24 protein-coding genes and 1 pseudogene are annotated in these 26868 nt (G+C 66.9%); 14 read left to right on the top strand and 11 right to left on the bottom strand.

Features of this window, described 5'->3' with window-relative positions:
* Positions 1-306: 306 nt before the first annotated feature.
* Both HALNA_RS21215 and HALNA_RS12655 read left to right on the top strand, forming a co-directional pair.
* Positions 307-1977 (top strand): annotated as a pseudogene (locus HALNA_RS21215) (transposase).
* 246 nt (positions 1978-2223) lie between these two features.
* Complete coding sequence (locus HALNA_RS12655; protein WP_049936721.1) at positions 2224-2694, top strand: Lrp/AsnC family transcriptional regulator; 471 nt, start codon at positions 2224-2226, stop codon at positions 2692-2694.
* Here HALNA_RS12655 and HALNA_RS12650 read toward each other — a convergent pair.
* Positions 2691-3707 carry an amidohydrolase family protein gene (locus tag HALNA_RS12650; protein ID WP_049936720.1) on the bottom strand — a complete coding sequence of 339 codons (1017 nt, stop codon included), beginning with the start codon at positions 3705-3707 and terminating at the stop codon, positions 2691-2693. The two genes, HALNA_RS12655 and HALNA_RS12650, sit on opposite strands and share 4 nt — an antisense overlap.
* 263 nt (positions 3708-3970) lie before the next feature.
* Between HALNA_RS12650 and HALNA_RS12645 the strand changes: the two genes are divergently transcribed.
* From HALNA_RS12645 to HALNA_RS12625, 5 genes are all read left to right on the top strand, one after another.
* Positions 3971-5440 carry a proton-conducting transporter transmembrane domain-containing protein gene (locus tag HALNA_RS12645; RefSeq protein WP_049936719.1) on the top strand — a complete coding sequence of 490 codons (1470 nt, stop codon included), beginning with the start codon at positions 3971-3973 and terminating at the stop codon, positions 5438-5440.
* Complete coding sequence (locus tag HALNA_RS12640; protein WP_049936718.1) at positions 5430-7841, top strand: DUF2309 domain-containing protein; 2412 nt, start codon at positions 5430-5432, stop codon at positions 7839-7841. The genes HALNA_RS12645 and HALNA_RS12640 overlap by 11 nt, the downstream gene beginning before the upstream one ends.
* Before the next feature lie 360 nt (positions 7842-8201).
* Complete coding sequence (locus HALNA_RS12635; RefSeq protein WP_049936717.1) at positions 8202-8741, top strand: type II toxin-antitoxin system RatA family toxin; 540 nt, start codon at positions 8202-8204, stop codon at positions 8739-8741.
* 65 nt (positions 8742-8806) lie between these two features.
* Positions 8807-10144 (top strand): Trk system potassium transporter TrkA, encoded by a 1338-nt coding sequence (trkA, locus tag HALNA_RS12630; RefSeq protein WP_049936716.1) that lies wholly within the window; start codon positions 8807-8809, stop codon positions 10142-10144.
* A 56-nt stretch (positions 10145-10200) separates the two neighbouring features.
* Positions 10201-11802 (top strand): TrkH family potassium uptake protein, encoded by a 1602-nt coding sequence (locus tag HALNA_RS12625; RefSeq protein ID WP_049936715.1) that lies wholly within the window; start codon positions 10201-10203, stop codon positions 11800-11802.
* 553 nt (positions 11803-12355) lie between these two features.
* Here the strand turns inward: HALNA_RS12625 and gatA are convergent.
* Both gatA and gatC read right to left on the bottom strand, forming a co-directional pair.
* Positions 12356-13627, bottom strand: coding sequence for an Asp-tRNA(Asn)/Glu-tRNA(Gln) amidotransferase subunit GatA (gene gatA / locus HALNA_RS12620; protein WP_049936714.1), 1272 nt, complete (start codon positions 13625-13627; stop codon positions 12356-12358).
* The gene (gene gatC, locus HALNA_RS12615) at positions 13624-13902 is read right to left on the bottom strand and encodes an Asp-tRNA(Asn)/Glu-tRNA(Gln) amidotransferase subunit GatC (RefSeq protein ID WP_049936713.1); all 279 of its coding nucleotides are present in this window, start codon (positions 13900-13902) and stop codon (positions 13624-13626) included. The genes gatA and gatC overlap by 4 nt, the downstream gene beginning before the upstream one ends.
* A gap of 412 nt (positions 13903-14314) precedes the next feature.
* Between gatC and HALNA_RS12610 the strand changes: the two genes are divergently transcribed.
* The 3 genes from HALNA_RS12610 to HALNA_RS20645 all read left to right on the top strand — a co-directional run bounded on the left by HALNA_RS12610 (position 14315) and on the right by HALNA_RS20645 (position 16121).
* On the top strand, positions 14315-14740 hold the full coding sequence (locus HALNA_RS12610) for a GlcG/HbpS family heme-binding protein (RefSeq protein WP_049936712.1): 426 nt from the start codon (positions 14315-14317) through the stop codon (positions 14738-14740).
* 9 nt (positions 14741-14749) lie between these two features.
* Positions 14750-15907 (top strand): glutathione-independent formaldehyde dehydrogenase, encoded by a 1158-nt coding sequence (locus HALNA_RS12605; protein ID WP_049936711.1) that lies wholly within the window; start codon positions 14750-14752, stop codon positions 15905-15907.
* Positions 15908-15968: 61 nt separating this feature from the next.
* A complete protein-coding gene (locus HALNA_RS20645; RefSeq protein ID WP_169719045.1) occupies positions 15969-16121 on the top strand; it encodes a hypothetical protein in 153 nt (50 codons plus the stop codon).
* Here HALNA_RS20645 and HALNA_RS12600 read toward each other — a convergent pair.
* Positions 16118-17209 (bottom strand): CobW family GTP-binding protein, encoded by a 1092-nt coding sequence (locus HALNA_RS12600; protein WP_049936710.1) that lies wholly within the window; start codon positions 17207-17209, stop codon positions 16118-16120. The two genes, HALNA_RS20645 and HALNA_RS12600, sit on opposite strands and share 4 nt — an antisense overlap.
* 249 nt (positions 17210-17458) lie before the next feature.
* On the opposite strand from HALNA_RS12600, the gene HALNA_RS12595 reads away from it, so the two are divergent.
* Both HALNA_RS12595 and HALNA_RS12590 read left to right on the top strand, forming a co-directional pair.
* On the top strand, positions 17459-18442 hold the full coding sequence (locus HALNA_RS12595) for a transcription initiation factor IIB (protein ID WP_049936709.1): 984 nt from the start codon (positions 17459-17461) through the stop codon (positions 18440-18442).
* Positions 18443-18689: 247 nt separating this feature from the next.
* The gene (locus HALNA_RS12590; RefSeq protein WP_049936708.1) at positions 18690-19154 is read left to right on the top strand and encodes an NUDIX hydrolase; all 465 of its coding nucleotides are present in this window, start codon (positions 18690-18692) and stop codon (positions 19152-19154) included.
* Here HALNA_RS12590 and HALNA_RS12585 read toward each other — a convergent pair.
* Positions 19151-20257 (bottom strand): asparagine synthase C-terminal domain-containing protein, encoded by a 1107-nt coding sequence (locus HALNA_RS12585; protein ID WP_049936707.1) that lies wholly within the window; start codon positions 20255-20257, stop codon positions 19151-19153. The genes HALNA_RS12590 and HALNA_RS12585 overlap by 4 nt on opposite strands.
* Positions 20254-20937 carry a PHP domain-containing protein gene (locus tag HALNA_RS12580; protein WP_049936706.1) on the bottom strand — a complete coding sequence of 228 codons (684 nt, stop codon included), beginning with the start codon at positions 20935-20937 and terminating at the stop codon, positions 20254-20256. Before HALNA_RS12580 ends, HALNA_RS12585 begins: the two co-directional genes overlap by 4 nt.
* Positions 20938-21041: 104 nt before the next feature.
* On the opposite strand from HALNA_RS12580, the gene purL reads away from it, so the two are divergent.
* Entirely contained in the window at positions 21042-23177 is a 2136-nt protein-coding gene (gene purL / locus HALNA_RS12575; RefSeq protein ID WP_049936705.1) for a phosphoribosylformylglycinamidine synthase subunit PurL, read from the top strand.
* Here purL and HALNA_RS20640 read toward each other — a convergent pair.
* The gene (locus HALNA_RS20640) at positions 23169-23336 is read right to left on the bottom strand and encodes a DUF7550 family protein (RefSeq protein ID WP_169719044.1); all 168 of its coding nucleotides are present in this window, start codon (positions 23334-23336) and stop codon (positions 23169-23171) included. The genes purL and HALNA_RS20640 overlap by 9 nt on opposite strands.
* 175 nt (positions 23337-23511) lie before the next feature.
* On the opposite strand from HALNA_RS20640, the gene hisF reads away from it, so the two are divergent.
* Complete coding sequence (gene hisF, locus HALNA_RS12570) at positions 23512-24327, top strand: imidazole glycerol phosphate synthase subunit HisF (RefSeq protein ID WP_049936704.1); 816 nt, start codon at positions 23512-23514, stop codon at positions 24325-24327.
* 159 nt (positions 24328-24486) lie between these two features.
* Here hisF and HALNA_RS12565 read toward each other — a convergent pair whose 3' ends face one another.
* The 4 genes from HALNA_RS12565 to HALNA_RS21210 form a co-directional block, all read right to left on the bottom strand.
* Positions 24487-24771, bottom strand: coding sequence for a DNA-directed RNA polymerase subunit L (locus tag HALNA_RS12565; protein WP_049936703.1), 285 nt, complete (start codon positions 24769-24771; stop codon positions 24487-24489).
* A gap of 401 nt (positions 24772-25172) precedes the next feature.
* The gene (locus HALNA_RS12560; protein WP_049936702.1) at positions 25173-25799 is read right to left on the bottom strand and encodes a uracil-DNA glycosylase family protein; all 627 of its coding nucleotides are present in this window, start codon (positions 25797-25799) and stop codon (positions 25173-25175) included.
* A 30-nt stretch (positions 25800-25829) separates the two neighbouring features.
* On the bottom strand, positions 25830-26303 hold the full coding sequence (locus tag HALNA_RS12555; RefSeq protein WP_049936701.1) for a DUF5793 family protein: 474 nt from the start codon (positions 26301-26303) through the stop codon (positions 25830-25832).
* A gap of 140 nt (positions 26304-26443) precedes the next feature.
* Positions 26444-26824, bottom strand: coding sequence for a hypothetical protein (locus tag HALNA_RS21210; protein WP_049936700.1), 381 nt, complete (start codon positions 26822-26824; stop codon positions 26444-26446).
* Positions 26825-26868 lie beyond the last annotated feature (44 nt).

Below are 26868 nucleotides of genomic sequence, written 5' to 3'. Positions count from 1 at the left end.
CTCTGCAATTTCGAGAACACTGCCAAAATCGGTTGGTTAGGAGTACTCGACTACCGGTCCCTATTGGACGACACGGAGAAATTCATTAATAAGCCATTCCATCTAGCTGGTCATCTTCTCGAATACTTCGACGTGTTTCTCATCGCCAGTCCGCTTGTACTAATCTAGGCGGTCATGGAGGATGTTGAACGGGTTCGGAAGTCATATTGAGATGTTTTCAGCCGGTGAGCGAGGACCGATGAGTTCATCGATTACAGCCCATCGACAGAGCGGCGTTTTTCAGCGAGTCGTGTTCAGTGTCTCGTAGTGGCTGCAACTCGTGAGTCTCGCAGAACCGTCTTTCGACGGATCGCCGACCGACCACACGCTGATTGGCCAGTGTACGATTCGACGCCGCTGTACGAGCGAAGCTCGCTAGATGGGCTGGAATCGGATATCAGAATTGTCTCGCAGACCTGGTTCAGACACGACAGCCACGGGTCGGTCGAGAACTCCGGCCGGCTACTCTCGCTAGCGTATTTCCGATTCGACACGCACGACCGGTACGCAGAGTCAACTCGCTACGGGATGGATACCCTCTTTCGCGTCTTCATCTTGAAAGAATGCCACGGGTGGGACCACGAGACAGCGCTGATCGAGTATCTTGAGTGTCGCCCGGTACTCTGCGAGCAGTTAGGCTTAGAAAGTGTCCCGAACCAGTCGACGCTGTGGCGCAGCTGGCACGAACGGTTCACTGCCGGGCTTCGCAGTACAGTCGAGACAGCTGCGCGGACCATACTTATTAAAGCCCAGAACGCAGATGTCGCCGTCCCGCGCGAGCCAGAACGATGTCTTCCATCTCACGGTGACGAAGAGGACGAATCGGACCCACACGATCAAGCTGTTCTCGATGAAACGGCAACGATTACGGGGCACGTCAGTCGCGTTGTCTTCCCGGCATTCTCACTGGATCGAGGTGAGGGCTGTGAGATCCACGAGAACGCCTACTGGGACTTACAGACGTATCTCGGACTTCGCGAGCGCCTCGCGGCCAATGAGGGGGCTCGTAGTTTCCTCTATGAGTCGACTCGGGATCGGACACCTAGGGCACGTCCGTCGAGAGCATATTCGCGATCTCTCGGTATCAGAGATCCGTGAGATGTATCGACAGGCCGTCAACAGGCTCCTGAGCGAAGTCGCGGAGACAGAGGAGTTCTTCCAAGCCGGGATCGTCGCAATCGATGTCACCGAAGCTGACACCTTCACCGGTGATAGAACGGGGCACGAAGACGAAATCATCGGCACGAAGGAGAAGACCGACGAGCACGCCTATCAGTGCCACCGTCCAATTAGTAGGGAATGCAGTGCCGATCGTGCTGGACGCGCGTCCCGTCCGAAAGGGAGAGACACGACTAGAAATCGTCGAGGACTTGGTGGATTCGGCTGAGGACCTCGTTCACGTCGATAACGTGCTGATGGACCGAGAGTTCGATAGTCAGCACGTCCTGGAGATGCTCAGCCAGCGTGGCCTGTCGTATGTCGTTCCCAAGCGGATGCAGAAGCGAGAAGGCTCAGGCGAAGCGGTTGCTTCAGCGCGACCAGGACCGATACGAGACCGGCCGAAAGCTCCACCTCGGGAAGAACGAGTGGCACGAGACGACGCTGATCTACCGGCGGAAAGAGGACTCCGAGCATGACGATCACCGGCAGTATTCGGTGTTCATGACGAATCGGGGGAGCGGGCACCTCACGGAGTATGGCTACAGGTGGGAGATCGAGAGCGGCTACAGATCGATCAAGCGGTTCATGGCGGCGACGACGTCGAAGGATTTCGGGCTTCGCTTCTTCTACTTCGCATTTGCCTGCCTGTTGTACTCGATCTGGCGAGCTGTCGATCTGCTCGTGCAGGTTGAGTTGACTGGTGAGTACGAACACTCGCCGATCGTGACAGCTGACAATACACTGGCGCTGTTGAAGAAGGAAACCGGAATCGGATAGCGAGGATTTCTCCCCGTGGTAGCGCGGTGTCTGAGTGGCTACACTACCCGCGGTCTCGGAAACACCCCGAATAAATTGACCATCCAACAATAACGGCCGTTCAGAAAGCGATCCGAATCAGTTTCTGCTCATCGATTCGGCCGAAACCACGCATCACAGCCCCGCTAATCCCGCTGTAGTCTCAACTCCCACGGCGGCAATCCGGGGCAACGTACGAATAAAGTGTGCAGGGGCAGACGTACGGGTATGAACGATGCGGACATCGACGACGTGGACCGGGCGATTCTGTACGCGCTGCAGGAAGACGCCCGGAACACGTCGTCCGGGGACATCGCGGAGCGCACCGGCACCTCCGACAGCACCGTCCGCAAGCGCATCCAGCGGCTCGAATCCGACGGCGTGATCAAGGGATACAGCGCCGAGGTGGACTACCAGCAGTCGGGCTATCCGCTCCGCATGCTACTGTACTGCACCGCCTCGATTCCGGAACGGGGAGGGATCATCCCGGAGATACTGGACATCGACGGCGTCGTCTCGGTGCAGGAACTGGTCACGGGCGAGCAGAACCTGCTCGTGACCGTCGTCGGCGAGTCGGACGACGACATCACGCCGGTCGCCCAGGAACTCCTCGAGATGGGGCTCACCGTCGCCGACGAAGTCCTCGTTCGGAGCCACGAGACGACGCCGTTCGGCAAGTTCGACGAGTCCGAGGGCTAACACACCACGCGTTCGACATCGAGGCCGGTCGCGCGCCGAACGACTGCCGCCACCGGATCGGCCGACCCACACAGATTGTCGGAGTCGCCGTCCACCACGAGCAGCGCCGCCCGGCGCCCGGGAGCGATCACGCCGCAGTCGAGGCCGGCGATGTCCGCACCGGCCGTCGTCGCCATCCGGAGCACCTCCCGGGCGGTCACGTCGAACTCCCTCGCGGTGTAGGCCATCTCCCGAAACATCGACGGCGGGTTCAACATGACGTTGTCCGTCCCGAGCGCGACGGTGGTGTGATCGAGCAACTCCCGGACGGGTGCTCGTCCGACACCCAAGACGGTGTTCGCACGCGGACAGATAGCGACCGGCACCGACTCCGCAGCGACGCGTTCGAGGTGCTCGTCCTCGGCGTGGACCATGTGGACGAGCAGGTCCGGGTCCAGATTCAGCGCGGGGTGGATGTCCGTCGCGTCCGGTTCGCCGGCGTGGATAGCGAAGGGGACGCCGGCCTCCCCGGCCGCGGCACGCTCGTCGGCGAAGTCGGCGTCGTTCGCCCCGCTCGCCCCGTACCCGTCGGCCACCTCGAGGACGGACGGATCCCCGCTCCCGAAGACGAACGGCTCGACGGTCACCGTGCGTGCGGCTTCGCGCAGCGCGCGAGCGCCGACCACCCCCGACTCGCGGAAATCCAGGGTGGAGACGGTGCCCGTACGCTCCATGAACCGAAGCGTTCGGCGCATCGCCGTCACGAGTTCGGACCGGTTGGCCGCCGCCAGTCGGCGATGTTTCAGGCTGTTCGGCGGGGCGACTGCCTCGTCGAGCGAGAGGCCAACGGCGGCCTCCTTCGCCACGGAGTCGCCGAGGTGGGTGTGAGCGTTGACGAAGGCCGGCAACACGATGTCCGTCGACGACGTATTCGTCTCTTCGACGGCCTCGATCCGACCCTCGTCGAGTACGACGCGGCCACGGATCGGCTCGAACGACTCCCCGACGAGAACGGTCCCTGCGAGCTCTTCCATACCCGAGTCGTACACCGGATACCGATATAGTTTTTCTAGACTGGATTCGCGAACGCTCCGGTCGATACACCACCGGGAGACGACTCCCCCTGTGGCGAGCCGTCGCTCGTCCCGTGTCAATCAATCGCACGAATATAACCATAATGTTCTATGATACTCCTTTCCGAGAACGATTTGGTAATATAGATAGTATTAATAGGCAGTACGTTCGCAGTAGTGGGTGAAGGCGACCGGAATCATTGCGGTCGTGAACGGATCAACCGATGACGGATCAAACGCAGACGACGATCGTAGGACAGCTTCCGACACCGACCGAGACGGCGTCACGCGTGCCCCGGACGCTGACGCGACTCGTGTGGCTCCTGTGGCTCGCGAGCCTCGTCGCGTTCGTCGCCCAGTTCCGGAGCGGCGAGCCGTGGGCGCTCCCGGGGCTCGCTGTCGACGGGCTGACCACCGTGATGTGGGTGACAGTCACCTTCTTCAGCGGCATCGTCCACAGTTACTCGCGGCGCTACATGGCGGGCGAGTGGGCCGTCGATCAGTTCTTCGGACGCGTGTTCGCGTTCACCCTGATCGTGATGGTGCTGGTCGCGGCCGACCACCTCGCCCTGTTCGGAATCGCGTGGCTCGCGATGGGGCTGGTGATGGCGGGCCTGATCGGTCACGCGAACGGCTGGCCCCAGGCGGAGGCGGCGGCCTCGCTTGCTCGCCGGTACTTCCTCGGGAGTAGCGCGTCGCTCGCCGTTGCCCTCCTGATCCTGTGGTGGGACACCGGGGTAACGACCGTCTCCGGCGTCGCGTCGGCCGTCGACTCGTCGCCGGCCGTGCTCGCCGCCGCCGGCGCGCTCCTGCTGGCGGCGATGATCCAGTCGGCGCTCGTCCCCTTCCACACGTGGCTGCTCTCGTCGATGACGGCGCCGACGCCCGCCTCGGCACTGATGCACGCCGGCTTCGTCAACGCCGGCGGCATCCTCCTAACCCGGTTCGCGCCGGTCGTCACCGTCGACGCCGGCGTCATGCTCGCCGTCGTCCTCGTTGGCGCGACGAGCGCGCTGCTCGGAAAGTTCCTGAAAACCGTTCGGCCGGATATCAAGAGCAAACTCGGCTGCTCGACCGTCGGCCAGATGGGATTCATGATCGTGCAGGCCGGGCTGGGCTTTTTCAGCGCCGCCGTCACCCACCTGATTCTGCACGGGTTCTACAAGGCGTACCAGTTCCTCGCGTCGGGGAGCCGGGTAGAACACGGGAGTCCAACGGGGACGACTGGGGACGGAACGGGTCCCCTCGGCCTCGCCGTCGTCGCCCTCACCGCGCTCGCGGGCGGCGCTCTGTTCGCCACCCTCACGGGCAAAGGCGAGGGGAGCGGCCTCCTGCTCACGCTGCTGGTCGTCCTGACGGTTCTGCAGGCCGCCCGCGGCGTCGTGGTGCGGGCCGATCTGCCGGCCGCGGTTCGCTACGGCGGGGTTCCGCTGGTCGCCCTCCCCGCGCTCGCCGTCTACGCGGGCATCTACCGTCTGATCGAGGGCGCACTGGCCGGCCTCCCCGCGGTCGGCCAGCACGCAGCATTGACGCCCGTTCACGGACTCGTCGCCGCAGCCTTTGTCGCCGCGTATCTTGCCGTCGAGAGCGGCGTCTACCGACACAGCACTCGCCTGTACGTCGCGCTGTTGAACGCTAGCCACCCGGCATCTGACACGCTGTTGACCACTACGGAGGAATACGATGAGTACTGACCCCGCCATCGAGGAGAGTATCGACGCGGCAGCCGACGCGGTCGGCTCCGTCTGGCCGCTCCACTCGTTCGTCACGGCCAACCCGCTCGCCGGCTTCGAGGACCGGCCGTTCCACGAGGCCGTCGCCGACGCCGAACGGCTGCTCGGCGGCGACGGCTACCCGAGCGCTGACGTCTTCCGTCACGCGCTGGCGGACGGGCGGATCGATCCGGAACTGCTCGCGGCCGAACTGACCGCGCACGGCTACGATGCCGACCCCGAGGCGTCGCTCGACCGGCTGGCCGCCGAGTCGCCGGCCGAGACGCCCGACGCGACGACGGCCACCGACCGGGTCGACGCCGTCCTGACGAAGTGGCTGGCGGCCTTCATGGACCAAGGGCGCGCGGAGTGGCCCATGCCGAACCGCGAGCGGGGGTTCTACGCGGCGTTTCGCACCGTCGCGCCCCACGACGACGAGGTTCCAAATGGCGACGCCATCGCCGCCCTTCCCGACCGCCCCGTCGACGCCATCCGCGACTACCTCGACGCGAAGCCGGTCGGCGAGTGGCAGGACATCTTCGAGTTCCAGCTAGCCGCGCTCCCCGGATGGACGGGCTTTCTGAAACGCCGCGCGGCCGACGACGACGCCTGGCAGTCGGCGTATCCGATCACGCTCTCGGGCTATCTGGCGGTCCGTCTGGCGCTTGTCGACCAGTTCGACGCGCCCCTCGTTGCGTCCGTAGACGAGGCCGAGGGCACGGACGCTTCCGACGGCGCCGTCCCGCTCCCAGAGGTGTGGCTGACGGCGTGGGAGGCGACCTACCGCGACGAACTGGTCGACGCCCTCACCGACGCGAGCGCGTCGGTCACGGAGGCGGACGACGGCCGCCCGGACGCCCAACTCGTCTTCTGTATCGACACGCGCTCGGAAATCATCCGTCGCCACGTCGAAGCCGCTGGCGACTACGAAACCCACGGCTACGCCGGCTTCTTCGGCGTGCCGATGCGCTACGCCGGCTACGATTCGGACGTGACCGTCGACGCCTGTCCGCCAATCCTCGACGCCGACCACCGCATCTCGGAGCGGCCGACGACGACCGACGGCGAGTGCGACACCCACGACCGCTGGCACGCCGCGCTCGACGCCGGGACGACGGCGGTGAAACGCCTCAAAGCCAACGCCGCGACGGCGTTCAGCTTCGTCGAGGGCGCGGGCGCGGGCTACGGGGCCACCCTGGCCGCGCGGACGCTGATTCCCGGGCGTGTCCACGACCTTCGCGACGCTATCGGCGACCGGATTCCAGACACTCACGAGTTCTGCGCGCCGACGGTCGATTACAACCCCGATGCCGTCACCGAACTCCGCGAGGGCCTCACGCTCGAGGAGAAGGTCGACTACGCCGCGACGGCCTTCGACTGCATGGGCTGGGAGGCGTTCGCCCGTATCGTCGTCTTCACCGGCCACGCCAGTGAGACGGCGAACAACCCGTTCGACTCCAGCCTCGACTGTGGCGCCTGCGCCGGTTCGGCCGGGGGGCCGAACGCCCGCGTCCTCGCCGCCATCTGCAACGACGAGGCGGTCAAAACGCACCTCCGTGACCGCGACATCGACGTGCCCGCGGACACCGTCTTCGTCGCCGCCGAGCACAACACGACGACCGACGAAATCGAACTGTACGCCGGCGACGTTCCCGAGACACACGCCGACGACATCGAACAACTCCGCGCGGACCTCGCGACGGCCCGCGCCGGGGCGGCCGCCGAACGTGCGGGCGACATGGGCGCGGACGCCGACGCGGCCGTCCACGAAACCGAGCGCCGCGCCGCCGACTGGGCCGAGACACGCCCCGAGTGGGGGCTGGCCGGCAACGCCGGCTTCGTCGTCGGCCCGCGCGCGCTCACCGACGACCTGGATCTGGACGGCCGGACCTTTCTCCACTCCTACGACTGGCGGACCGACCCCGACGGCGACGCCCTCGAAGCCATCCTGACCGGGCCGATGGTCGTCACCCAGTGGATCAACGCGCAGTACTACTTCGCGACAGTCGACAACGCGGCCTACGGGAGCGGGTCGAAGGTGACCCAGAACCCCGTCGGCAACGTCGGCGTCTACCAGGGCAACGGCGGCGACCTGCTGACTGGCCTTCCGCGCCAGTCGCTGTGGAGCGTGGCCGACGAACCCTACCATCAGCCGCTCCGCCTCTCGACGGTGATCCACGCGCCGGTCGACCGCGTCACCGATACGCTGGCCGACCACGCGAACGTGGCCGGCCTCCTCGACAACGGCTGGCTCTCGCTGACCGTCGTCGACCCGGAGCAGGACCACCGCGCGTTCCACTACGCGGGCGACCTCGCGTGGACGCCGATTTCGGACCGCCCGGAAGCCAGCCCGGAACCGGCGGCGCCCGTCGCCGACGACTGACGGTCTCGACCGTCGGCGGCTCCGTTCTACCGCGCCCGCAACGCCGCCGGTTACCCCGTCTCCGGGGCGTCGATGACGGCGAGCGTACCGCGAAGCGTCGCCATCGACCCCGCGAGGCCGAGTTGCGTCCCGCGGATCAGCACCGACCACGACGCGGGAGTCCGAACGCGTGCTCTACGCGCTGCTCGGGATGCCGGTCGTCCTCCTCACGAGAGGGCCGCTCGGCTGGTTTCCCGCCGCCTTCCTCGGTACGTCGCCCTCGGCGCCGCGTCGGTCTTTGGCGACGCGGCCGCGGCCGAAGATCCGGACCAGGCGAGAACGGCGCGGAACGCTTACCACGATCCGGGCCAACGACTCCCCGTGGACCGCATCCACGTCAGCACTGTCGTCTGCCTCCCGCCCGACGAGGTGTACGACTTCCTCGTGGACTTTCCGCGCTACGCCCGGTATTCGAAGTATCTGACGGGCGTCACAGCCGACGGCGACGGGTCGCCGGGGACGCGCTACCGCCTGCGTTTCGCGTGGTGGAAACTCTCCTACACCGCCCACACGGAAGTGACGGACGCCGACTCGCCGGCCCGCCTCGACTGGCGGGTGACCAAGGACCTCGACGCCTACGGGAACTGGCGGGTCGAACCCCTCGATTCGGTGCCCCCGGGGCTGCCCGCGGACGCCGAGGTGGCGTGTCGCGTCCACCTCGAAGTCGAGTTCGACCCCGACTCCGTCGGCGGCGGTATGCTCGATCTCCCGCGGTTCGTCTCGCTGGACTGGGTGGTCGGAAAAATAAAACCCATCCTCGTCGAGGAGGCCGAACGCGTCGTCGAGCGCATCGTCGCGGATATCGAGGGTCGGTGCCGCGAGGTGGAACTCGTCGTCCACGAGGTGCCGGGCGGAGTGTAGGAGGTAAGCGAAATCGTGAAACGGTGGGCGCCCGCAGAGGGGCGCATGGGTAGGAGCGATCCGGCGTGCACGTGATCATCGTCGGGGCGGGGCAGGTCGGGTCGAGCATCGCAGCCGACCTGGCCGGCACCCACGACATCGTCGTGGTGGACGAAGACGGCGACCGGGTCGAGGAACTGACGTACTCACTGGACGTACTGGCCGTCCAGGGCGACGGCACGTCGCTGTCGACGCTGGAGGAGGCGGGCGTCGACGAGGCCGACATGGTCATCGCGAGCACCGACGACGACGAGACGAACATCGTCATCTGTGCGACGACCCGCGCCGTGAGCGACGCGTTCACCGTCGCGCGCGTGAAGAACACGGAGTACCTCCGGACGTGGGAGCGCTCCGAACGCGCGTTCGGCATCGACTTCATCGTCTGTACGAACCTGCTGGCGGCCGAATCAATCGTCCGCGTGGTCGGCATCCCGGCCGCCCGCGACGTGGACTCCTTCGCCGGTGGGCGGGTCCAGATGGCTGAGTTCGAGATTCCGACGGGCAGTCCCGTGACGAACCAGACCGTCGCCGAGGCGGATCGGTTCGAGGAACTCACGTTCGCGGCCATCCTCCGCGACGACGACTTGGAGATCCCACGGGGGGAGTCGGTCCTCAACGAGCGCGACCGGGTGGTGGTGATCGGGAACCCCCAGGCAGTCCGCGGGTTCGCGACCACCATCGCCCCGGACGAGCCCCCGGGCACGGCGGAGGAGGTGGTGATCGTCGGCGGGAGCGAAATCGGCTACCACGTCGCCCGTCTACTCGGTGAGCGCGGGTTCAAGCCGCGACTGATCGAACAGGACGCCGAGCGCGCCCGGCAACTCGCCGAGGACCTCCCGAACACGATGGTCATGGAGAACGACGCGACCGACATCGACTTCCTCGAGCGCGAACACGTCGGCGACGCCGACTTCCTCGTCGCGGCGCTCGACTCCGACGAGAAGAACCTCCTCGTCTCCCTACTGGCGCGGCGACTCGGCGTCGACCGGACAGTGGCGGTCATCGACGCCTCGGAGTACGTCGAACTGTTCGAGACGGTGGGCGTCGACGTGGGCGTCAACCCACGCGAGGTGGTGGCCGAGGAGATCACTCGCTTCACCCGCGACGGCGGCGCGGAGAACGTCGCCATCATCGAGAGCGACCGAGCCGAGGTGCTCGAGGTGGAAATCGACGAGGAGAGCGTCCTCGCGGGCCGGCCAATCCACGAGTCGGTGGCCGACTTGCCAGCCGGCGTCGTCATCGGCGCCATCACCCGCGGCGATCGGTTCATCACGCCGCGTGGCGACACCGTTATCGAACCCGACGACCACGTCGTCGCCTTCCTCGACGCCTGCGTGGTCGACGAGGTGACACCGCAGTTGTAGGCGGATGTCAGCAGTTTAAAGCCGCTCCGTCAACCACCGATGGATCGAACGTTTCGATGGTCCGTGTCGACTACCGGGCGAGCCTCAGTCTCGTCGGGAGCGTGCTGAAATATCTCGCCGTCCCGCTGGCGATTCCGCTGGCTGTCGCCGTCGTCTACGGCGAATCGGTCGTCCCCTTTCTCGTGACGATGCTCGTGACTGTCGCCGTCGGCGGCGGGCTAGAACGCCTGCGTCCCGACCCCGATATCGGCGCTCGCGAGGGATTTCTGATGGTCAGCGCGACGTGGCTCGCCGTCTCGCTGATCGGCGCCCTCCCGTACCTGATCGAGGCGTACGGTCTGCCGGGGTTCGTCCCGGCGACGGCGCCCGCGTCGACGCTCGCGAACCCCGCGAACGCGCTGTTCGAGAGCATGAGCGGCTTCACCACGACGGGCGCGACGGTTCTCGGTACTATCTCGCTCGACGCCCACGGCCACGGGATCATGCTCTGGCGCCAACTCACCCAGTGGCTCGGCGGGATGGGAATCGTCGTCCTCGCGGTGGCCATCCTTCCCGAACTCTCGGTCGGCGGCGCGCAGTTGATCGACGCCGAGGCGCCGGGACCGGGTATCGAGAAACTCACACCCCGAATCGCGGAGACGGCGCGGGCGCTCTGGGGCGCGTATCTCGGGTTCACCGTCCTGGAGATTCTCCTGCTCTACGCGCTCCACCTCGGCGGGATGGCGCCGGCGATGGACGCGTACAACGCCGTCTCGCACGGGCTGACGACGATGCCGACCGGCGGGTTCTCGCCCGAAGCCAGGAGTATCGAGGCCTTCTCCGCGGCCGTTCAGTGGCTGATCGTCCCCTTCATGATCGCCGCGGGGACGAACTTCGCGCTGTTCTGGCACGCGTTGACGGGCGAGCCGAAACGGCTCCCCGGCGACACGGAGTTCCGGTTTTACGTCGGCGTGATGGCCGTGCTCACGGGACTGGTCGCCGCGCTCCTGTTCGTCGGGAACGGCATGGCGACGTTCGTCCCGCCGGAGGCGACCTACGACTCGACGTATCTCGCCGGGGTTCGGGCGACGCTGATCGGCAACGCCGAACCGGCGCTGCGACACGCCGTCTTCCAGATCGTCTCGCTCGTGACCACGACGGGCTACGCCAGCATCGACTTCAACGCGTGGGGGCCGTCCGCACAGTATCTCCTCCTCTTTGCCATGTTCGTCGGCGGTTCGGCCGGCTCGACCGGCGGGGGGATCAAGGTCGTCCGGTGGTACGTCATCCTCAAATCGATCCGGCGTGAGCTGTTCACGACGGCCCATCCCGAGGCGGTGCGCCCCGTCCGCCTCGCTGGCCGGACGGTCGACGAACGGGCGATCCGAGGCATCTACGCCTTCACCGTCCTCTATCTGGTCATGTTTTTCGTCGGGACGGCCCTGCTCTTTCTCGACGCCGAGCGGATCGGCCTCTCGCTGTCGGTGCTGGAGGCGATGAGCGCCGTCACGGCCACCCTCGGCAACGTCGGCCCGGGGTTCGGCCTCGTCGGCCCGATGGGCGGCTACCTCGACTTCTCGGCCACGTCGAAGCTGTTCATGATCGGTCTGATGTGGCTCGGCCGTCTCGAAATCCTCCCGGTACTGGTCTGTCTCACGCCGGAGTACTGGCGCCAGTAGGCCGATCCGACGGGCGCTCGGCTATCACTGCCGAGACCGGCGGATCGATTTTATATACCGAATCGCCCCTATTCACGGACGCGACGACCGGTCGTGGCGGTCCGCGCCGCCAGCGACGAATCGGCCGACTGGGGGCCAACGGGTGGGGAGGATCGGCCGCGTGTCCGTACGACCTGGGGGACGTACTGTGAGCCACACATCCGTTGCCCCGCGGCGTATATTTCCACCCCAACCACGGTATCGATGGCCGTTTCCGAGTCGGTCTTCGATCCGCCGCCCGGTCGCGGCGCCGCCTTCGAATATCATCTTTGAGAACTCGGGGCGTAACGTTATGTCCGTGCTGTGCCCCGATGGGGGTGGGCGACTCGATTCGGCACCGGTACGACGTTTCGTCGTTTCGGGTAGCTGAGTTGGCGCGGTTCCGGGGGGAACGCGCCGCCGGTCGAATCGAGACGCCTCTCGCGTGTGACCCTCGAACCTCCTACCAACTCCCCCGTAAGATTCGATTTGTGGTCCGTTCGTGCCGTGACTCGAACCAGTACAGCCGGCAGTATCAGGCTTCGACGGCGCTCGCGGCACGGACGAGCGTCCGCTCGTCGAACGCGCCGCCGATCAACTGGAGACCGACCGGGAGGCCGTCCGCCTCGCCCGCGGGCACCGAGATAGCGGGCAGGTTCGCGAGATTCACCGGCACCGTGTTGGCGTCCGCGAGATACATCTGCAGCGGGTCGTCGAGGCTCTCGCCGAGTTCGAACGGGAGGACGGGCATCGTCGGCGACGCCAGCACGTCCGCTTCGGACAGCGCCTCGTCGAAGTCCCGCTTGAGCCACGCACGGGCATCCTGTGCCTTCGCGTAGTACTTGTCGTGATAGCCCGCGGAGAGCGCGTAAGTGCCGAGGAGGACGCGGCGTTTCACCTCGTCGCCGAAGCCCGCCTCGCGGACCTGTGCGAACGCCTCGTTCCAGTTGCCCTCCGTCTCCGTCTTCGGCCCGTAGCGCACGCCGTCGAAGCGCGCGAGGTTCGAGGACGCCTCCGACATGGCGATGACGTAGTACGCCTGCACGGCGCGTTCGACCGAGGGGAGGCTCACTTCGTGGGTCTCGGCTCCCTGGGCTTCGAGGCCGGCGAGGGCGTCCTCGAACGTCTCGACGACGCGTTCGTCGGCGCCCTCGATCAGTTCGGTCGGAACGCCGACCGTGAGTCCCTCGACGTCCCCGTCGGCGGCGTCGGCGTAGGCGGCGTCGGCACCCTCCTCGCGGGTGGTCGCGTCGCACTCGTCGGGCCCGGCGATGACCTCCAGTACCTCGGCGGCCCCCTCGACGGTCGGCGCGAGCGGCCCGATCTGTTCCAGCGAGTTGGCGTAGGCGACGAGGCCGTACCGGGAGACCAGGCCGTAGGTTGGCTTGATGCCGACGACGCCACAGAAGGCGGCGGGACAGCGGATCGATCCCCCGGTGTCGCTCCCGAGGGCGAAATCGGCCTCACCGGCGGCGACGGCGGCTGCGCTCCCGCCCGAAGAGCCGCCGGGGACGCGGGACTCGTCGACCGGGTTCTTGGTCGGGCCGAACGCCGACGTCTCCGTCGTGGTCCCCATCCCGAACTCGTCCATATTCGTCTTGCCGACGACGGACGCGCCCGCCGCCTTCAGGCGTTCGACGACCGTGGCGTCGTACGGCGGCACGTACTCCTCGAGCATCGCGGAGCCACAGGTGGTCCGGACGCCCTCGGTCGAGATGTTGTCCTTGACGGCGACGGTTCGACCCGCCAGTGGGCCGTCGTCGTCGCCCTCGATGGTGGTCTCGGTGATGAACGCGTCGAGGCTCATGAGACGCTCGGCCCTTTGAAGTAGCCGTCCTCGCTCTCCGGGGCGTTCCGGAGCGCCTCTTCCTGGGTCAGCCCCTCTCGAACCTCGTCTTCGCGCATGACGTTCACCAGGTCGGCCTCAGCCTCGACTTCGGGCACGTCGTCCAGCGCGTCGAAATAAGAGAGGATGTCGGCGAACTGCACGGTGAATCGGTCCACCTCGTCCTCGTCGAGGTCGATCCGGGCGAGGTCCGCGACGTGGCGCACCTCGTCGGGGTCGACGGGCGTCTCGCTCATGTTGCAGGGGACTTCCGGGCCGGCACTAAGGGTTTCGATCCGGCCAAGCCACCGTTCACCCGCCGGCGACGACCGGACTGGCCTCCGCCTACGAATACCTGCGGCGACAGCGCCGGCCGGAGCTGGGATAACGGCCGACTCGACTTGTAGCGGTGAGCCGAAAACAGGGGTGTCAGCGGCTTCGAACGCCCCTCTGGGGGGCGCACAAGTTGTAATATATTTTGTTTACGTTCGCCAGTCAACTATCAACAGTTCGTCGGATATATTCTACCAACTACATATAAATTAGCCCATCAGCAAGCTCTGAGGGGCCTACTTTCTTAATTTCTATCACTCGTCATACAACAATGTCGTTATCGAACTGTGTAAGTGAAAATATTTATTTGCGTGGGGAAGCAGTTTCCTACTCGCAATGGTTCAATCCATTACTCTCGATACTGCAAAACAGTTGATCGACGCGGCGGAGCGGAAGGCCGAGGAGATAGACAACCCGATGGTCATCACCGTCGCGAACAGCGAGGGGAACCTCATCGCGCAGCATCGGATGGACGACGCGTGGCTGGCGTCCGTCTCCATCTCGCGGAACAAGGCCTATACATCGGCCGCGCTAGATATGCCCACGCACGAACTCGCCGAACCCTCCGAACCCGGCAACTCCCTGTACGGGCTCCAGACGACCGACGAGGGACGGATCGTCATTTTCGGCGGTGGCTACCCGCTGTTTGACGAGTCGGGGGACGTGGTCGGCGCGTTCGGCGTCTCCGGCGGCGCCGTCGAGCAGGATATGGAAGTCGCCCAAGCCGGCGTGAGCCGCTGGGAAGAACTCCGAGGTGAGTAACCAATGTCAATGAACGCTGTCGTCTACAAAGGACCACACGAAGTCGCAGTCGAGGAAGTCGACGAACCGGAGATCGAACACCCCAACGACGTCCTCATCGACATCACGACGACCTGTATCTGTGGCTCCGACCTCCACATGTACGAGGGACGGACGGCCGCGGAGCCGGGAATCGTCTTCGGGCACGAGAACATGGGGGTCGTCAGCGAAGTCGGCGAGGCGGTGTCGGATCTCGAAGTCGGCGACCGCGTCGTCGCCCCGTTCAACGTCGCCTGTGGCTTCTGTGAGAACTGCGAGGACGGCTACACCGGCTTCTGTACGAACGTCAACCCCGGCTTCGCCGGCGGCGCGTACGGCTACGTCGCCATGGGCCCGTACAAGGGGGGTCAGGCCGAGAAACTCCGAATCCCCTACGCCGACTTCAACGCGCTGAAACTCCCGGAGGGCGACGCACACGAAGATGCGTTCGCGCTACTGGCGGACATCTTCCCGACGGGATGGCACGGCACCGAACTCGCCAACCTCGAACCGGGCGACTCCGTGGCGGTGTACGGCGCCGGTCCGGTCGGCCTGATGGCCGCCTATAGCGCGAAAATCAAGGGCGCGGCCGAGATTTACGTCGTCGACCGCGTGCCCTCCCGGCTGGACCTCGCCGAGGAGCACTGCGACGCGACGCCGATCAACTTCGAGGAGGGCGACCCCGTCGAGCAGATCAAGGACCTGCACGGCGGCGGCGTCGACAAGGGCGTCGACGCGGTCGGCTACCAAGCGGTCGATCCGGAGAAGCAGGCGGACTCCGCCTACGATCCCGCCCGCGAGAATCCCGCCGTCGTCATCAACAATCTCATTCGGACGGTGAAACCGACGGGTGAACTCGGTATCCCCGGGCTCTACGTGCCCGAGGACCCCGGCGCACCGGACGACATGGCCGCACAGGGCCGTCTCGGCATCGACTTCGGCCTCCTCTTCGAGAAGGGACAGGCACTCGGTACCGGCCAGTGTAACGTCAAGTCGTACAACCGCGAGCTTCGCGACCTGATCATCGAGGGTCGGGCCGATCCGAGTTGGGTCGTCTCCCACCGCGTCGGTCTCGACGAGGCCCCCGAAATGTACGAGGCCTTCGACAACCGCGAAGAGGGCGTCACGAAGGTGCTGCTAGAGCCGTAGGGCGAACCCCGATCCGTTTTTTCACGACAGAGCTATACCGGCGTCGTGACTACCCCGATCCATGTGTCAGTACTGTAGTTATCGCTACCACGACGGCTGGACGCAGTTGCTGTCGTACGACGAGACGTACCAGTCGACGGTCGGCGGGACCTCGGAGTCGACCTACGGTTTCCACGAGTCCTGGGACGACCTCCGCGAGGACGTGGGCATCTAGGCTTTTCGAGGGAACGGATCGGCCTCGGCCCCGTCCGCTTCGGCGGATCCGTCGGCCAAGCAGTCGTCGAGGGCGGCCGTGATCGCGTCGGTGTCGAGGTGGCGACCGATGATCACGAGCCGTGTCGTGGGGTCGTCCGTGCCCCACTCGCCGATCGGCCCGGCCTGAACGGCGGGGCCCGCCTGGCTCACGCCGAGGACGGTTTCGGGGCGGCTCGCAACCCACGCGAACCCTTTCAGCCGGACCACGTCGCCTTCCCACTCGTCGAGCCAAGCGTCGAAGCGGTCGGCATCGAACGGCCGCTCCCGACGGTAGACGAACGACCCGACGCCGTGGGCAGCGGCCGCGGGCCGGTCGCCGTGGTCGTGACCGTCGTCCTCGGCCTCGGCGAGTGCTCGCTTCCACCCCTGCCGTCGTCGGGCCGCCTCGAAGTCGAACAGGCCGGTCCCGAGAACCGTACCCGGATCGACCTCGGCGTAGGTCGTCCGACGAAGCTCCGCCCGAGGCTGGAGCTCCCTGATCGCCGCCTCGACGGCGTCGAGTTCCCCGTCCGGAACCATGTCACACTTGTTCAACAGGAGCACGTCACAGAACTCGATCTGGTCGACGAGCACCTCGGTTAGCGGGCGTTCGGGAGCGGGCGCCGCGTCCGGGAGCGACTCGGCCGGGTCGAACGCCTTCCAGAAGCCGTAGGCGTCGATCACCGAAACGGTGGTGTCGAGGCGGACGTTCTCGGGCGGTCCGGTTCCGTCGGTGCCTTCGGTCAGCGTCCGGGCGATGGGAATCGGTTCGCTGATACCCGAAGCCTCGATGACGAGATAATCGACGGACCGCTCCTCGGCCAGTCGAGTCGTCTCCGTCACGAGGTCGTCCCCGAGGCGACAGCAGATACAGCCGTTCGAGAGGTCGATCACGCCGTCGTCGGTCTCCGCCGACAGCAGTTCGGCGTCGACGTTCACCTCACCCATGTCGTTGACGAGGACGGCGATACGGCGGTCACCCGGATCGTTCAGGAGGCGGTTGACCAGCGTCGTCTTGCCGGCGCCCAGCGGGCCGCTGATGACCGTCGTCGGAAGCGGAGATGTCATGTGAGTTCGACCTACGGAACCGACCGTCATCAACCTCCCGCAGTCGTAACGACGATTTACCGACGTTGTTCGGCGGTCGCTTGCGGCGGCGGCGCAGTTCGACCTGTCGTGGCCGGTCGGTTCGGCGCGAGCGACGGATCGCCACGGCGGCCGGGAGTCGAGCAACCGCCTCACCCGAAGCCGACATATTTAAATATTCGGCCGCGCTCACACCCTGTATAGAGCCGTTCTGCTCACTGATACAAACCAATGACCGATAGCGTACGCGGTTACACGACTGAACGCTCGCGCGCGCGCGAGGACGAGGACGAGACGAACGCCGAGGACGGCGAACAGCTCCGCTGTCCGGAGTGTGACGGACAACTCGCCACCGACACCGAGCACGGCGAGACGGTATGTGCCGACTGCGGACTCGTGGTCGAGGAAGACGAGATCGACCACGGCCCCGAGTGGCGCGCCTTCGACTCGAAGGAGAAAGACCAGAAATCGCGGGTCGGCGCGCCGACGACCCAGATGATGCACGACAAGGGGTTGTCGACCAACATCGGCTGGCAGGACAAGGACGCCTACGGCAAGACGCTCTCCTCGCGCCAGCGCGAGAAGATGCAGCGTCTGCGCACCTGGAACGAGCGCTTCCGAACCCGGGACTCGAAGGAGCGCAACCTGAAGCAGGCGCTCGGCGAAATCGACCGGATGGCCTCCGCGCTCGGCCTCCCCGAGAACGTCCGCGAGACGGCGAGTGTCATCTATCGACGCGCCCTCTCGGACGACCTGCTCCCCGGCCGCTCCATCGAGGGCGTCGCCACGAGCGCCCTCTACGCCGCGGCCCGGCAGGCCGGCACGCCCCGGAGCCTCGACGAAATCGCCACCGTCTCACGCGTCGACAAGGACGAAATCGCCCGGACGTACCGCTACGTCGTCCGCGAACTCGGCCTCGAGATCCAGCCCGCCGACCCCGAGCAGTACGTCCCCCGCTTCGCCTCCGAACTCGACCTCTCCGACGAGTCCGAACGGCGCGCGCGCGACCTGCTGAAGACGGCGAAAGATCAAGGCGTCCACAGCGGCAAAAGCCCCGTCGGCCTCGCGGCCGCCGCCATCTACGCCGCCGCGCTCCTCACCAACGAGAAGGTGACCCAGAGCGAAGTGTCGGAAGTCGCCAACATCTCCGAAGTGACCATCCGTAACCGCTACCACGAACTGCTCGAAGCCGAAGAGCAGATTCAGGTTCCCTGACCGCTTTTCACGACTCGCCGCGTTCGATCGTCACCGGCACCTCGGGTGGGAGCACGATCCTCGCTTCGTCGCCCGAGAGGTCGTCTCTCCCGTCCCGATCGTCGACTCGACGGGAACGGTGCGGTCCAGCTGGTCGTCCGTAATGCGCACGTGACTCACGGTGGAGGGAACCGGGCGGAGCATCCGACCCCGACGTGAAAAAGGTGCGCGTCGGAAAGCCGATACGCCCGGCGGCCAACCGTCGCCCATGGAGACGACACGACATTTCACCGCGACGGTGTATCTCGTCGCCGACGGCGCGACGGCGCTGCACGACCATCCCGGACTCGGAATTCGGCTCCCGCCTGGCGGGCACGTCGACCGGGGCGAACTCCCCCACGAGGCGGCGCTCCGGGAGGCCCGGGAGGAGACGGGGTTGGAGCCGACGCTTCTGACCGAGGGCGACGACGTGCGCTCCGAGACGGCGCGGGCCATCCCGCGCCCGCGACACCTGATGCTCGCGGACGTGAACGTCTGTGACGGCGAGGTGGGCCACCAGCACATCGACCACGTCTACTACGCGACGGTCGAGCACCGGGAAATCGACCCTGCTCCCGGCGAACCGGGGCCGGACGCGTGGGCGTGGTACGATCCGGCCGCCTTGCGCGGTGCCGACGTGGACCCCGACGTGGAGCAACTGGGCATCGAGGCCATCGAGACGGCCGGGCGTTAGACGAGCGACTCGATATATCGGTCGACGTGGCGGTCCATCCGCCGCTTGAACCCCGCCCGTCTCGCGAGGCGGTCGAGTTCGCGGGAGACCAGGCTGCCGTACTGGACGGCCTTCTTGTCGGCGTCGACGACCGACGCGGGAAGCCGGTCGGCGGCCGCGCGCCGGAGCGCGACTTTGCGTTCGTCGGCCGTCGCGAGCAGATGGCCGGGAAGCGGGAGCGCCGCCTCGACCACGCCGTCCGCGAGTAGGGGGACAACGGGGTCGACGCCCGCCGCCCGGAGGGTCAGTGTGTCGCGTTCGAGTTGATCGGGCAGGCTCCCGAGCATCTCCCGTGTCGCGCCGCGAACGGTCGTCGCGGCCACCCGGTCGTCGTCGGCCGGGTCGACCACCTTCGCGTAGCCGCCGAACAGTTCGTCGGCGCCCTGACCCAACGCGAGGCGGTCGTAGCCGTCGGCGGCCACGCGCTCCGCGACGAGATAGAGCGGGAGGGCGATGGTCACGTCCATCGCGTTCGTCCGGCCCGTAGCGGCGACCACCTCGGGGACGGCCCGCTCTAGGTCGGCGTGGTCGAGGGAGACGACGCGAAGCTCCCGGCCCATCGCCGCGGCGGCCCCCCGTGCCGCACTCACGTCGTGTGCGTCGGGGAAGCCGACGACGTAGCAGGGTGCGTTCGGAGTGCCCGCGGCGACGAGCGCGGAGTCGACGCCCCCGGAGAAGGCAACGGCGAGGCCGTCGTCGTCGAGGCCGGCCAGCGCGTCGTCGATGGCGTGGCGAACCGTTTCGACGGCGGCCACGTCGTCGTTCGCGGCGGGTGGGTCGGGGAGCGACCAGACGCGGCGGTCGGTGCCGTCGGGTTCGCGGATGTGGCCCGCGGGGACCGGCGTCGGGTCGCCGGCCACGCCGTCGGGCGCGAACCCCCAGTCGTCGGGGGCGCCGAAGATCGGTTGTCGGCCGAGTACGTCGCGGACGAGGAAGCCGTCAGGGGCGAGGCGCGAGGCACCTCGGTTCACGAAGCCGGCGAAGCCGGCCGTGCCGGGAAGAGGGTCGTCGGCGTCGAGGGCACGGCGAACGGTCTCGGCGTCGGCGCCGCGAAGCCGGGTCACAGCAGGTCGCCGAGCGCGCGGACGAGTCGGCGTTTCGCCCCGCCGGCAGCCTGTCGGAAGCTGATTCGCCACGGGGTGCGGCGGCCGACGACGCTCGTCCGGCCGTCGGCGATAGCGTCGAGGATGCTCTCGGCCGTGCGCTCGTCGGCGTCGACTTCCGTGACCGCCTGTCCAACCATCTCGGCGATGTGGGCGTCGCTGCCGGCGGTCATAGGGAGGTCGTGGAAGGCGGCGAAGCGCTCGGCCTTGCGGTTCGAGCGACCGGTGAGGAGGCGGGAGTTGTACACTTCGATGGCGTCGGCGCTGGCGAGCGTTGCGGCCGAGATGTGTGGCGCGACGCCGTGGCGGGAGGACTGGAACGGGTGGGGGACGACGGCGATGCCGCCCCCCGCGTGGATGCGGTCGAGCGTCTCCTCGAAGGAGAGGTTGGCCGGAATCAACTCCTCGACGCCGAGGGCGAGGACGTGGCCGGCGGCGGTCGTGATCTCCATGCCGGGGATGCCCACTAAGCCGTAGCCGGGAGCCATCTCGACGGCGTCGAGGCTAGCGTCGATCTCGTCGTGGTCGGTGACGGCGATGGCGTCAAGCCCGACCGACGCCGCCTGTTCGAGCAGGTGGTCGACCGGGTCCCGACCGTCGTGGGACAGCGACGAGTGCGTGTGCAACTCGACCGATAACACACGCGTACGGTCGGCACGGGCGATAAAAAGGGCGCCGATCCTTCGGGGCGGGCGCGGGCCCCGATGGAAAAACATTACTCCGCCAGCGCGAAAGACGGAGGTGAATGAGCCTGTCCGATACGGACCACGACCTCGTCGCCGCCGAACTCGGGCGGGACCCCACGCCCGCCGAGGCGGCGCTGTTCGAGAACCTCTGGAGCGAACATTGCGCCTATCGGTCGTCCCGACCGCTCCTGTCGGCGTTCGACAGCGAGGCCGACCAGGTGGTCGTCGGCCCCGGTGACGACGCCGCCGTCGTCTCCCTCCCCACCCACGGCGACGGCGAGGAGACGTACGTCGCGATGGGCATCGAGAGCCACAACCACCCGTCCTACGTCGACCCGTACGACGGCGCGGCGACCGGTGTCGGCGGCATCGTCCGCGACATCCTCTCGATGGGTGCCTACCCCATCGCGCTGACCGACTCGCTTTATTTCGGCGGCTTCGACCGCGAGCACTCCCGCTATCTCTTCGACGGCGTCGTCGAGGGTATCGCCGACTACGGCAACGCCATCGGCGTCCCGACGGTCGGTGGCAGCGTCGAGTTCCACGACGGCTACGAGGGCAACCCGCTGGTGAACGTCGCCTGTGTCGGCATCGTGAACGAGGAGCGTCTCGTCACCGCCGAGGCGAAGACGCCGGGCAACAAACTCGTGCTCGTCGGCAACGCCACCGGCCGCGACGGCCTCGGCGGCGCCTCCTTCGCCAGCGAGGACCTGAGCGAGGACGCCGAAACCGAGGATCGCCCCGCGGTGCAGGTGGGCGACCCGTACACGGAGAAGCTCCTGATCGAGGCCAACGAGGCGCTGGTCGACGCGGATCTGATCCGCGCGGCCCGCGACCTCGGCGCCGCGGGACTGGGCGGCGCCTCCAGCGAACTCGTCGCCAAGGGTGGGTTGGGCGCCGAAATCGAACTCGATCGGGTCCACCAGCGCGAACCCAACATGTCCGCCCTGGAGATCCTGCTCGCCGAATCCCAAGAACGGATGTGTTACGAGGTGCGGCCGGACGACGTGGCTGAGGTGCGGGAAATAGCCGACCGCTACGACCTCGGCTGTTCGGTCATCGGCGAGGTGACCGAGGGGAACTACGTCTGTACCTTCGAGGGAAGCGAGCCGCGAGGCCGCGAGACGGTCGTCGACGTGCCCGCCGAGTTCCTCGCGGACGGCGCACCGATGAACGACCTGCCGATGGCGGAGCCGGTCGAGGCCGAGCGCGACCTGCCCGACGCGGGGGTCGAGTCGGCCTTCGACGCCGTCGTCGGCAGTCCGAACACGGCGAGCAAGGCGTGGGTCTACCGCCAGTACGACCACGAGGTCGGGGCGCGGACGGCGCGTCGTCCCGGCGACGACGCGGCGATCATGGCGATCAGGGAGGCCGGCACGGGACTTGCCCTGTCGGCGGGTGCAATCCCGGCGTGGACGGACGCCGACCCCTACGACGGCGCCCGGGCCGTCGCCCTGGAGAACGCGACCAACCTCGCGGCCAAGGGGGCCAGCCCCCACGCCGCGGTGGACTGTCTCAACGGTGGCAACCCAGAGAAATCCGAGGTGTACGGCGGCTTCGGTGCCATCGTCGACGGCCTCGCGGACATGTGTCGGACCCTCTCGGTACCCGTCGTCGGCGGCAACGTCTCGCTGTACAACGACTCCGCCGCCGGCCCCATCCCGCCGACGCCGACGCTGGCGATGATCGGCGTCCGCGAGGGCTACGACGCCCCGCCGATGACCGTCTCCGGCGAGGGAACCCTACTGGAAGTCGGCGCCCGCGGCGGTGCCCTCGGCGGCTCGACGTACCTCGCCACGCAGGGCGGGAGCGACCGCTTCCCCGACCTGCCCGCGGACCCGACGGCGGCGGTCGACGCGGTCCGGGCGGTCGCCAGCCTCGACTCGACGCTCGCCACCCACGACGTGAGCCACGGTGGCCTCGCGGTGACGCTCGCTGAGATGGTGGGCGCGGCGGGCATCAGCGCGACGGTCGAGAGCGCCGAAGCGCTGTTCGACGAGACGCCCGGGCGAGTCGTCGTCGAGACGACCGATCCGGCGGCGGTGGAAGCCGCCGCGGGCGACGCGCCCGTCAGGGATCTGGGTGCGGCGACGGCCGGCGGCGAACTGACCCTGACGGTCGGCGAGGAGCGACTCACCCGCGGCGTCGAGGAGATTCGTGCGATCCGGGACGTGCTCGAACGGGAGCTAGAATAGAAGCGGCAGTCCGAACGTCACCGCGAGGCCGACGAGGAGGACGACGAAACCGATCCCGACCTGCCCGGTCGTGAACTCCTGCATCGGCGAGGTGACACGTCCCTCGTCGCCGCCGTGTGGGTGATGCTCGTGGTCCGCGTGGTCGTCGTGGTCGGCCATATGCGTGTGTGGGGGGCCGTGTTACAAAAATACTCCTGATACCGTCGGCGGCCGCCAGAGGGACTCGTTGTACCGAGCATCTCGACACGGCATCGTCGACGGTACGAAGGGGACGGCCACAGCCACCGACACCAGACGGTTTTTGTCGCCCGGCGTCGGAGGGGAGACACGAGTAATGGCCGTAACCAAGCGAATCATCCCCTGTATCGACGTGGACATCGACGAGGACGGCGACGCGGCGGTGTACACGGGCGTCAACTTCGAGGACCTGAAATACACGGGCGACCCCGTCGAGATGGCCCGCGAGTACAACGCGGCGGGCGCCGACGAGTTCGTCTTCCTCGACATCACGGCCAGCGCGGAGGGGCGCGAGACGATGCTCCACGTCGTCGAGCGGATCGCGGACGAGGTGTTCATTCCCCTGACCGTCGGCGGCGGCATCCGCACCCGCGACGACATCAAGGAGACGCTCCGGGCGGGCGCGGACAAGGTGTCGATCAACACCGCGGCCATCGAGAATCCGGACCTCGTCGACGCGGGCGCCGCGGCCTTCGGCAGCCAGTGCATCGTCATCAGCGTCGACGCCCGCCGGCGCTACGACGAGGCGGGTGAACATTACGAGCGGATCGACGGCGAATCCTGCTGGTTCGAGTGTACGATCAAGGGCGGCCGCGAGGGCACGGGCGTCGACGTGGTGGAGTGGGCCCGCGAGGTGGAGTCGCGCGGGGCGGGCGAACTGTTCGTCAACTCCATCGACGCGGACGGGACGAAAGACGGCTACGACATCCCGCTCACCCGCGCCGTCTGTGACAACGTCTCGACGCCCGTCATCGCCTCCTCGGGCTGTGGGGGGCCGGAAGACGCCTACGAAGTGTTCACCGACGCCGGCGCCGACGCGGCGCTCGCGGCCTCCATCTTCCATTTCGACGAGTACTCGATCCGAGACGTAAAGGAGTATCTGGACGAGCGGGGCGTTCCGGTGCGGCTTTGATATCCTCTCCTAACACGCGGCTTTCTCTTTGCGCGTCCGTAACGTCGCGCGGTCCCGCGCTGGCGCCGTCGAGTTCGTTGCGCCTTCGTGGCCGAGCGAGCGCGGCCAGGGCTCGGCGTCGGGGGTATCGCGGCGGTGGGGAGCGTGTTCCGCCGGCCGTTACGCGGCGGCGTCGAACGCGGCCATGAAGTCGTCGGTGATGTCCTGCACGCGACGGGAGGCGTCGCCAACCGCGTCGAGGGGGTCGGTGCCGGCCTCGGTTTTGACCGAGAGAATGGGGTCGGTCTGTCCCCCCGACTGCTCCGGGTTCATGTCGTACGTCGCCGCCGCCACCCCGGCCGTCTCCAGCAACGCGCCCTTGAGGACGTTCATGAACGTGTGATCCTCGCCCGCGATCTCCATGCGGAGTTCCTCGTCGGTCTTCTCGATGACCCGCAGTTCCATACCCTCTGCTACCGTCGGTTCGCGTTTCAAGGTTTCGTATGTGCCTCGAGGCGTCCGTCCGGACGGTGGTGCGCGGACGTCTCCGAACGAACGGGCGACGCCACGATGGCGTCCCCCGAACGGAGAACGTACGGGGCCACACGCGGTGGCCGTTCGACTGACCAAGCCACTGCGAGGAGCACCTGACTCGCAATGTCTATGCGATACGTGACGCGCTCGGCGGAAGGCCGATCGCGTCGGTTCCTATGTTTACGCATGTATTGAAAAAGCTGTTGATCTCGCTAATATATTCCATAATGCTCGTGAGAATTGTCCGAATGTGTCGACAGTCGCCCCGGACAGCGGCTCATGCGAGTATTCCGGCCGTTCGGCACGCGCCGCAGTGGACGTTCGGCCAGCCGTCACCGGACCAGATACGGTTCGTTGCCCGCGACGAACCGACCGAGGTCGGTCTCGCGCCGGTAGTCGGTCGCGCGGAGGGTGTCGATGGCGTCGACGAGGCTCGTCGCGTCGTCCGACGCCCACGTCCGGGGGTCACGGATCGGCATGACGAGCCACCCGCTGCCCTGCACCTCCGTCGCGTGCAGGCTCTCGACGTCGAGGCCTGCCGTGTCGTGGGCCGTGCACGTCTCGAGGACGTGTTCGATTGCCCGTTCACCCACCGGGAAAAGGACGTGCGCGGCGATGGCGCGGAGTTCGGCGTCGAAGAACGGCTCCATCGCGGCGTAGTCGTCGTCGGTCGGCGCGCCCGTCGGCACGCAGGTGTGGAGGTAGGAGAGGTAGGTGGTGTTCACATCGGGTCGGTCGCCCGTCGTCCGCAGGAGGCCGGCGTCGTGGAGCGCGCGTTGCAGTCGACGGCCGGCCTGGCTGCCGGTGAAGGGGACGCCGGCCTCGATGCCCCCGTGGACGCCCGGGTGGTCGCCGACGACGTGGAAGTGAGCGTTGGCGTCGCCGTACCCCGGGACGAATCGCTCACAGGGTGGCTGCATACCGAACGGGTTACTGACGCGGTCGGTGACGTTTCGCACGCCCACCCCTACGCGCCGAGCGACGTAAATCTAGAGTTCGACGCCGGACGGGATGAGGCTCTTGGACCGGAGCAGGCTCCCGTTTGCGTCGTAGACGAGGAAGGTACTCTTCGAGTACGTCGCGAGCGTCTCGCCGTCGATGCGGATGACGACGCTGTAGCGGCCGCCGTCGTCGTCGGCCGACTGGCCGTACTCGCGTGCGGCGCGGACGAATCGCAGTACGTCGTCGGCCTCCTCGTTGAGTTCGAGGAGGAAGTCGCCGGTGACGCGGTCGGTGACGCTGACGACGCCCGCCGCATCCGGGTCGTCGAGTGGGTCCTGCAGTCGGAACGCTACGTCCGTCTCCGAGGCCTCCAGCAGGGTCCCCTCCGCGTCGGTCAGCCGGTCTGTCAGCGTCTCTTTCGGTCCGTTGAAGTCGATGACGACTTTGGGTTCGGCCGGCGCCTCGCCGGTCTCGACCCAGTCGATGTTGTGTGCCTCCAACTCGAAGTGGTCGCGCCTCATTCCCTACGTTCGTCTTTGGGTTCAGGCGGTATGAACGTAACGCCCCGCGTCTGGCCGACCGTTCATTTATTGTAACTGTATACCGGTGGTTCGCCGATCCGTTCTGGCGAACCACCGGTACTGACTTACAATGATCACTATCAGTCGTCAGCCGGCGGGACCGATGCCCCGCCGTCCGACGTGCCGACGTGTTCGGTGACCAGAATCAACCCGCGGGAGGTGAGTTCGACCCCTCCGTCGGTGAGACACACGAGGTCCGCCTTCCCGAGGCCGCGGAGGATGTCGACCGAAGCGTCCGTCGAGTCGTCGAGCATCACCCACGGCGACGCGGTGCCACGGAACGAGTAGAGTTTGTGGAGCGTTCGCACGGCTGGCTTGGGGAGGTCCAGTTGCCGGACCCGCTTTCGAACGTCGTGGTAGTTCTGTCGCAGGTGGCGTCCGAGTAGGTGCTGCGTTCTCGGTGGCTCGACCGACAGGTCCAGGGAAACCGCCATCCCGTCGCTCACGTACTGGAGATCCATAATCGTCCGCTCGTCCCCGAGAAGCCCCCCTCGGACCGCGAGAG

The organism is Haloplanus natans DSM 17983 (assembly GCF_000427685.1).
In the GTDB taxonomy this organism is placed as follows: domain Archaea; phylum Halobacteriota; class Halobacteria; order Halobacteriales; family Haloferacaceae; genus Haloplanus; species Haloplanus natans.
Note: the sequence above shows the minus strand (reverse complement) of the source record. Positions and strands in the feature narration are given on the sequence as shown.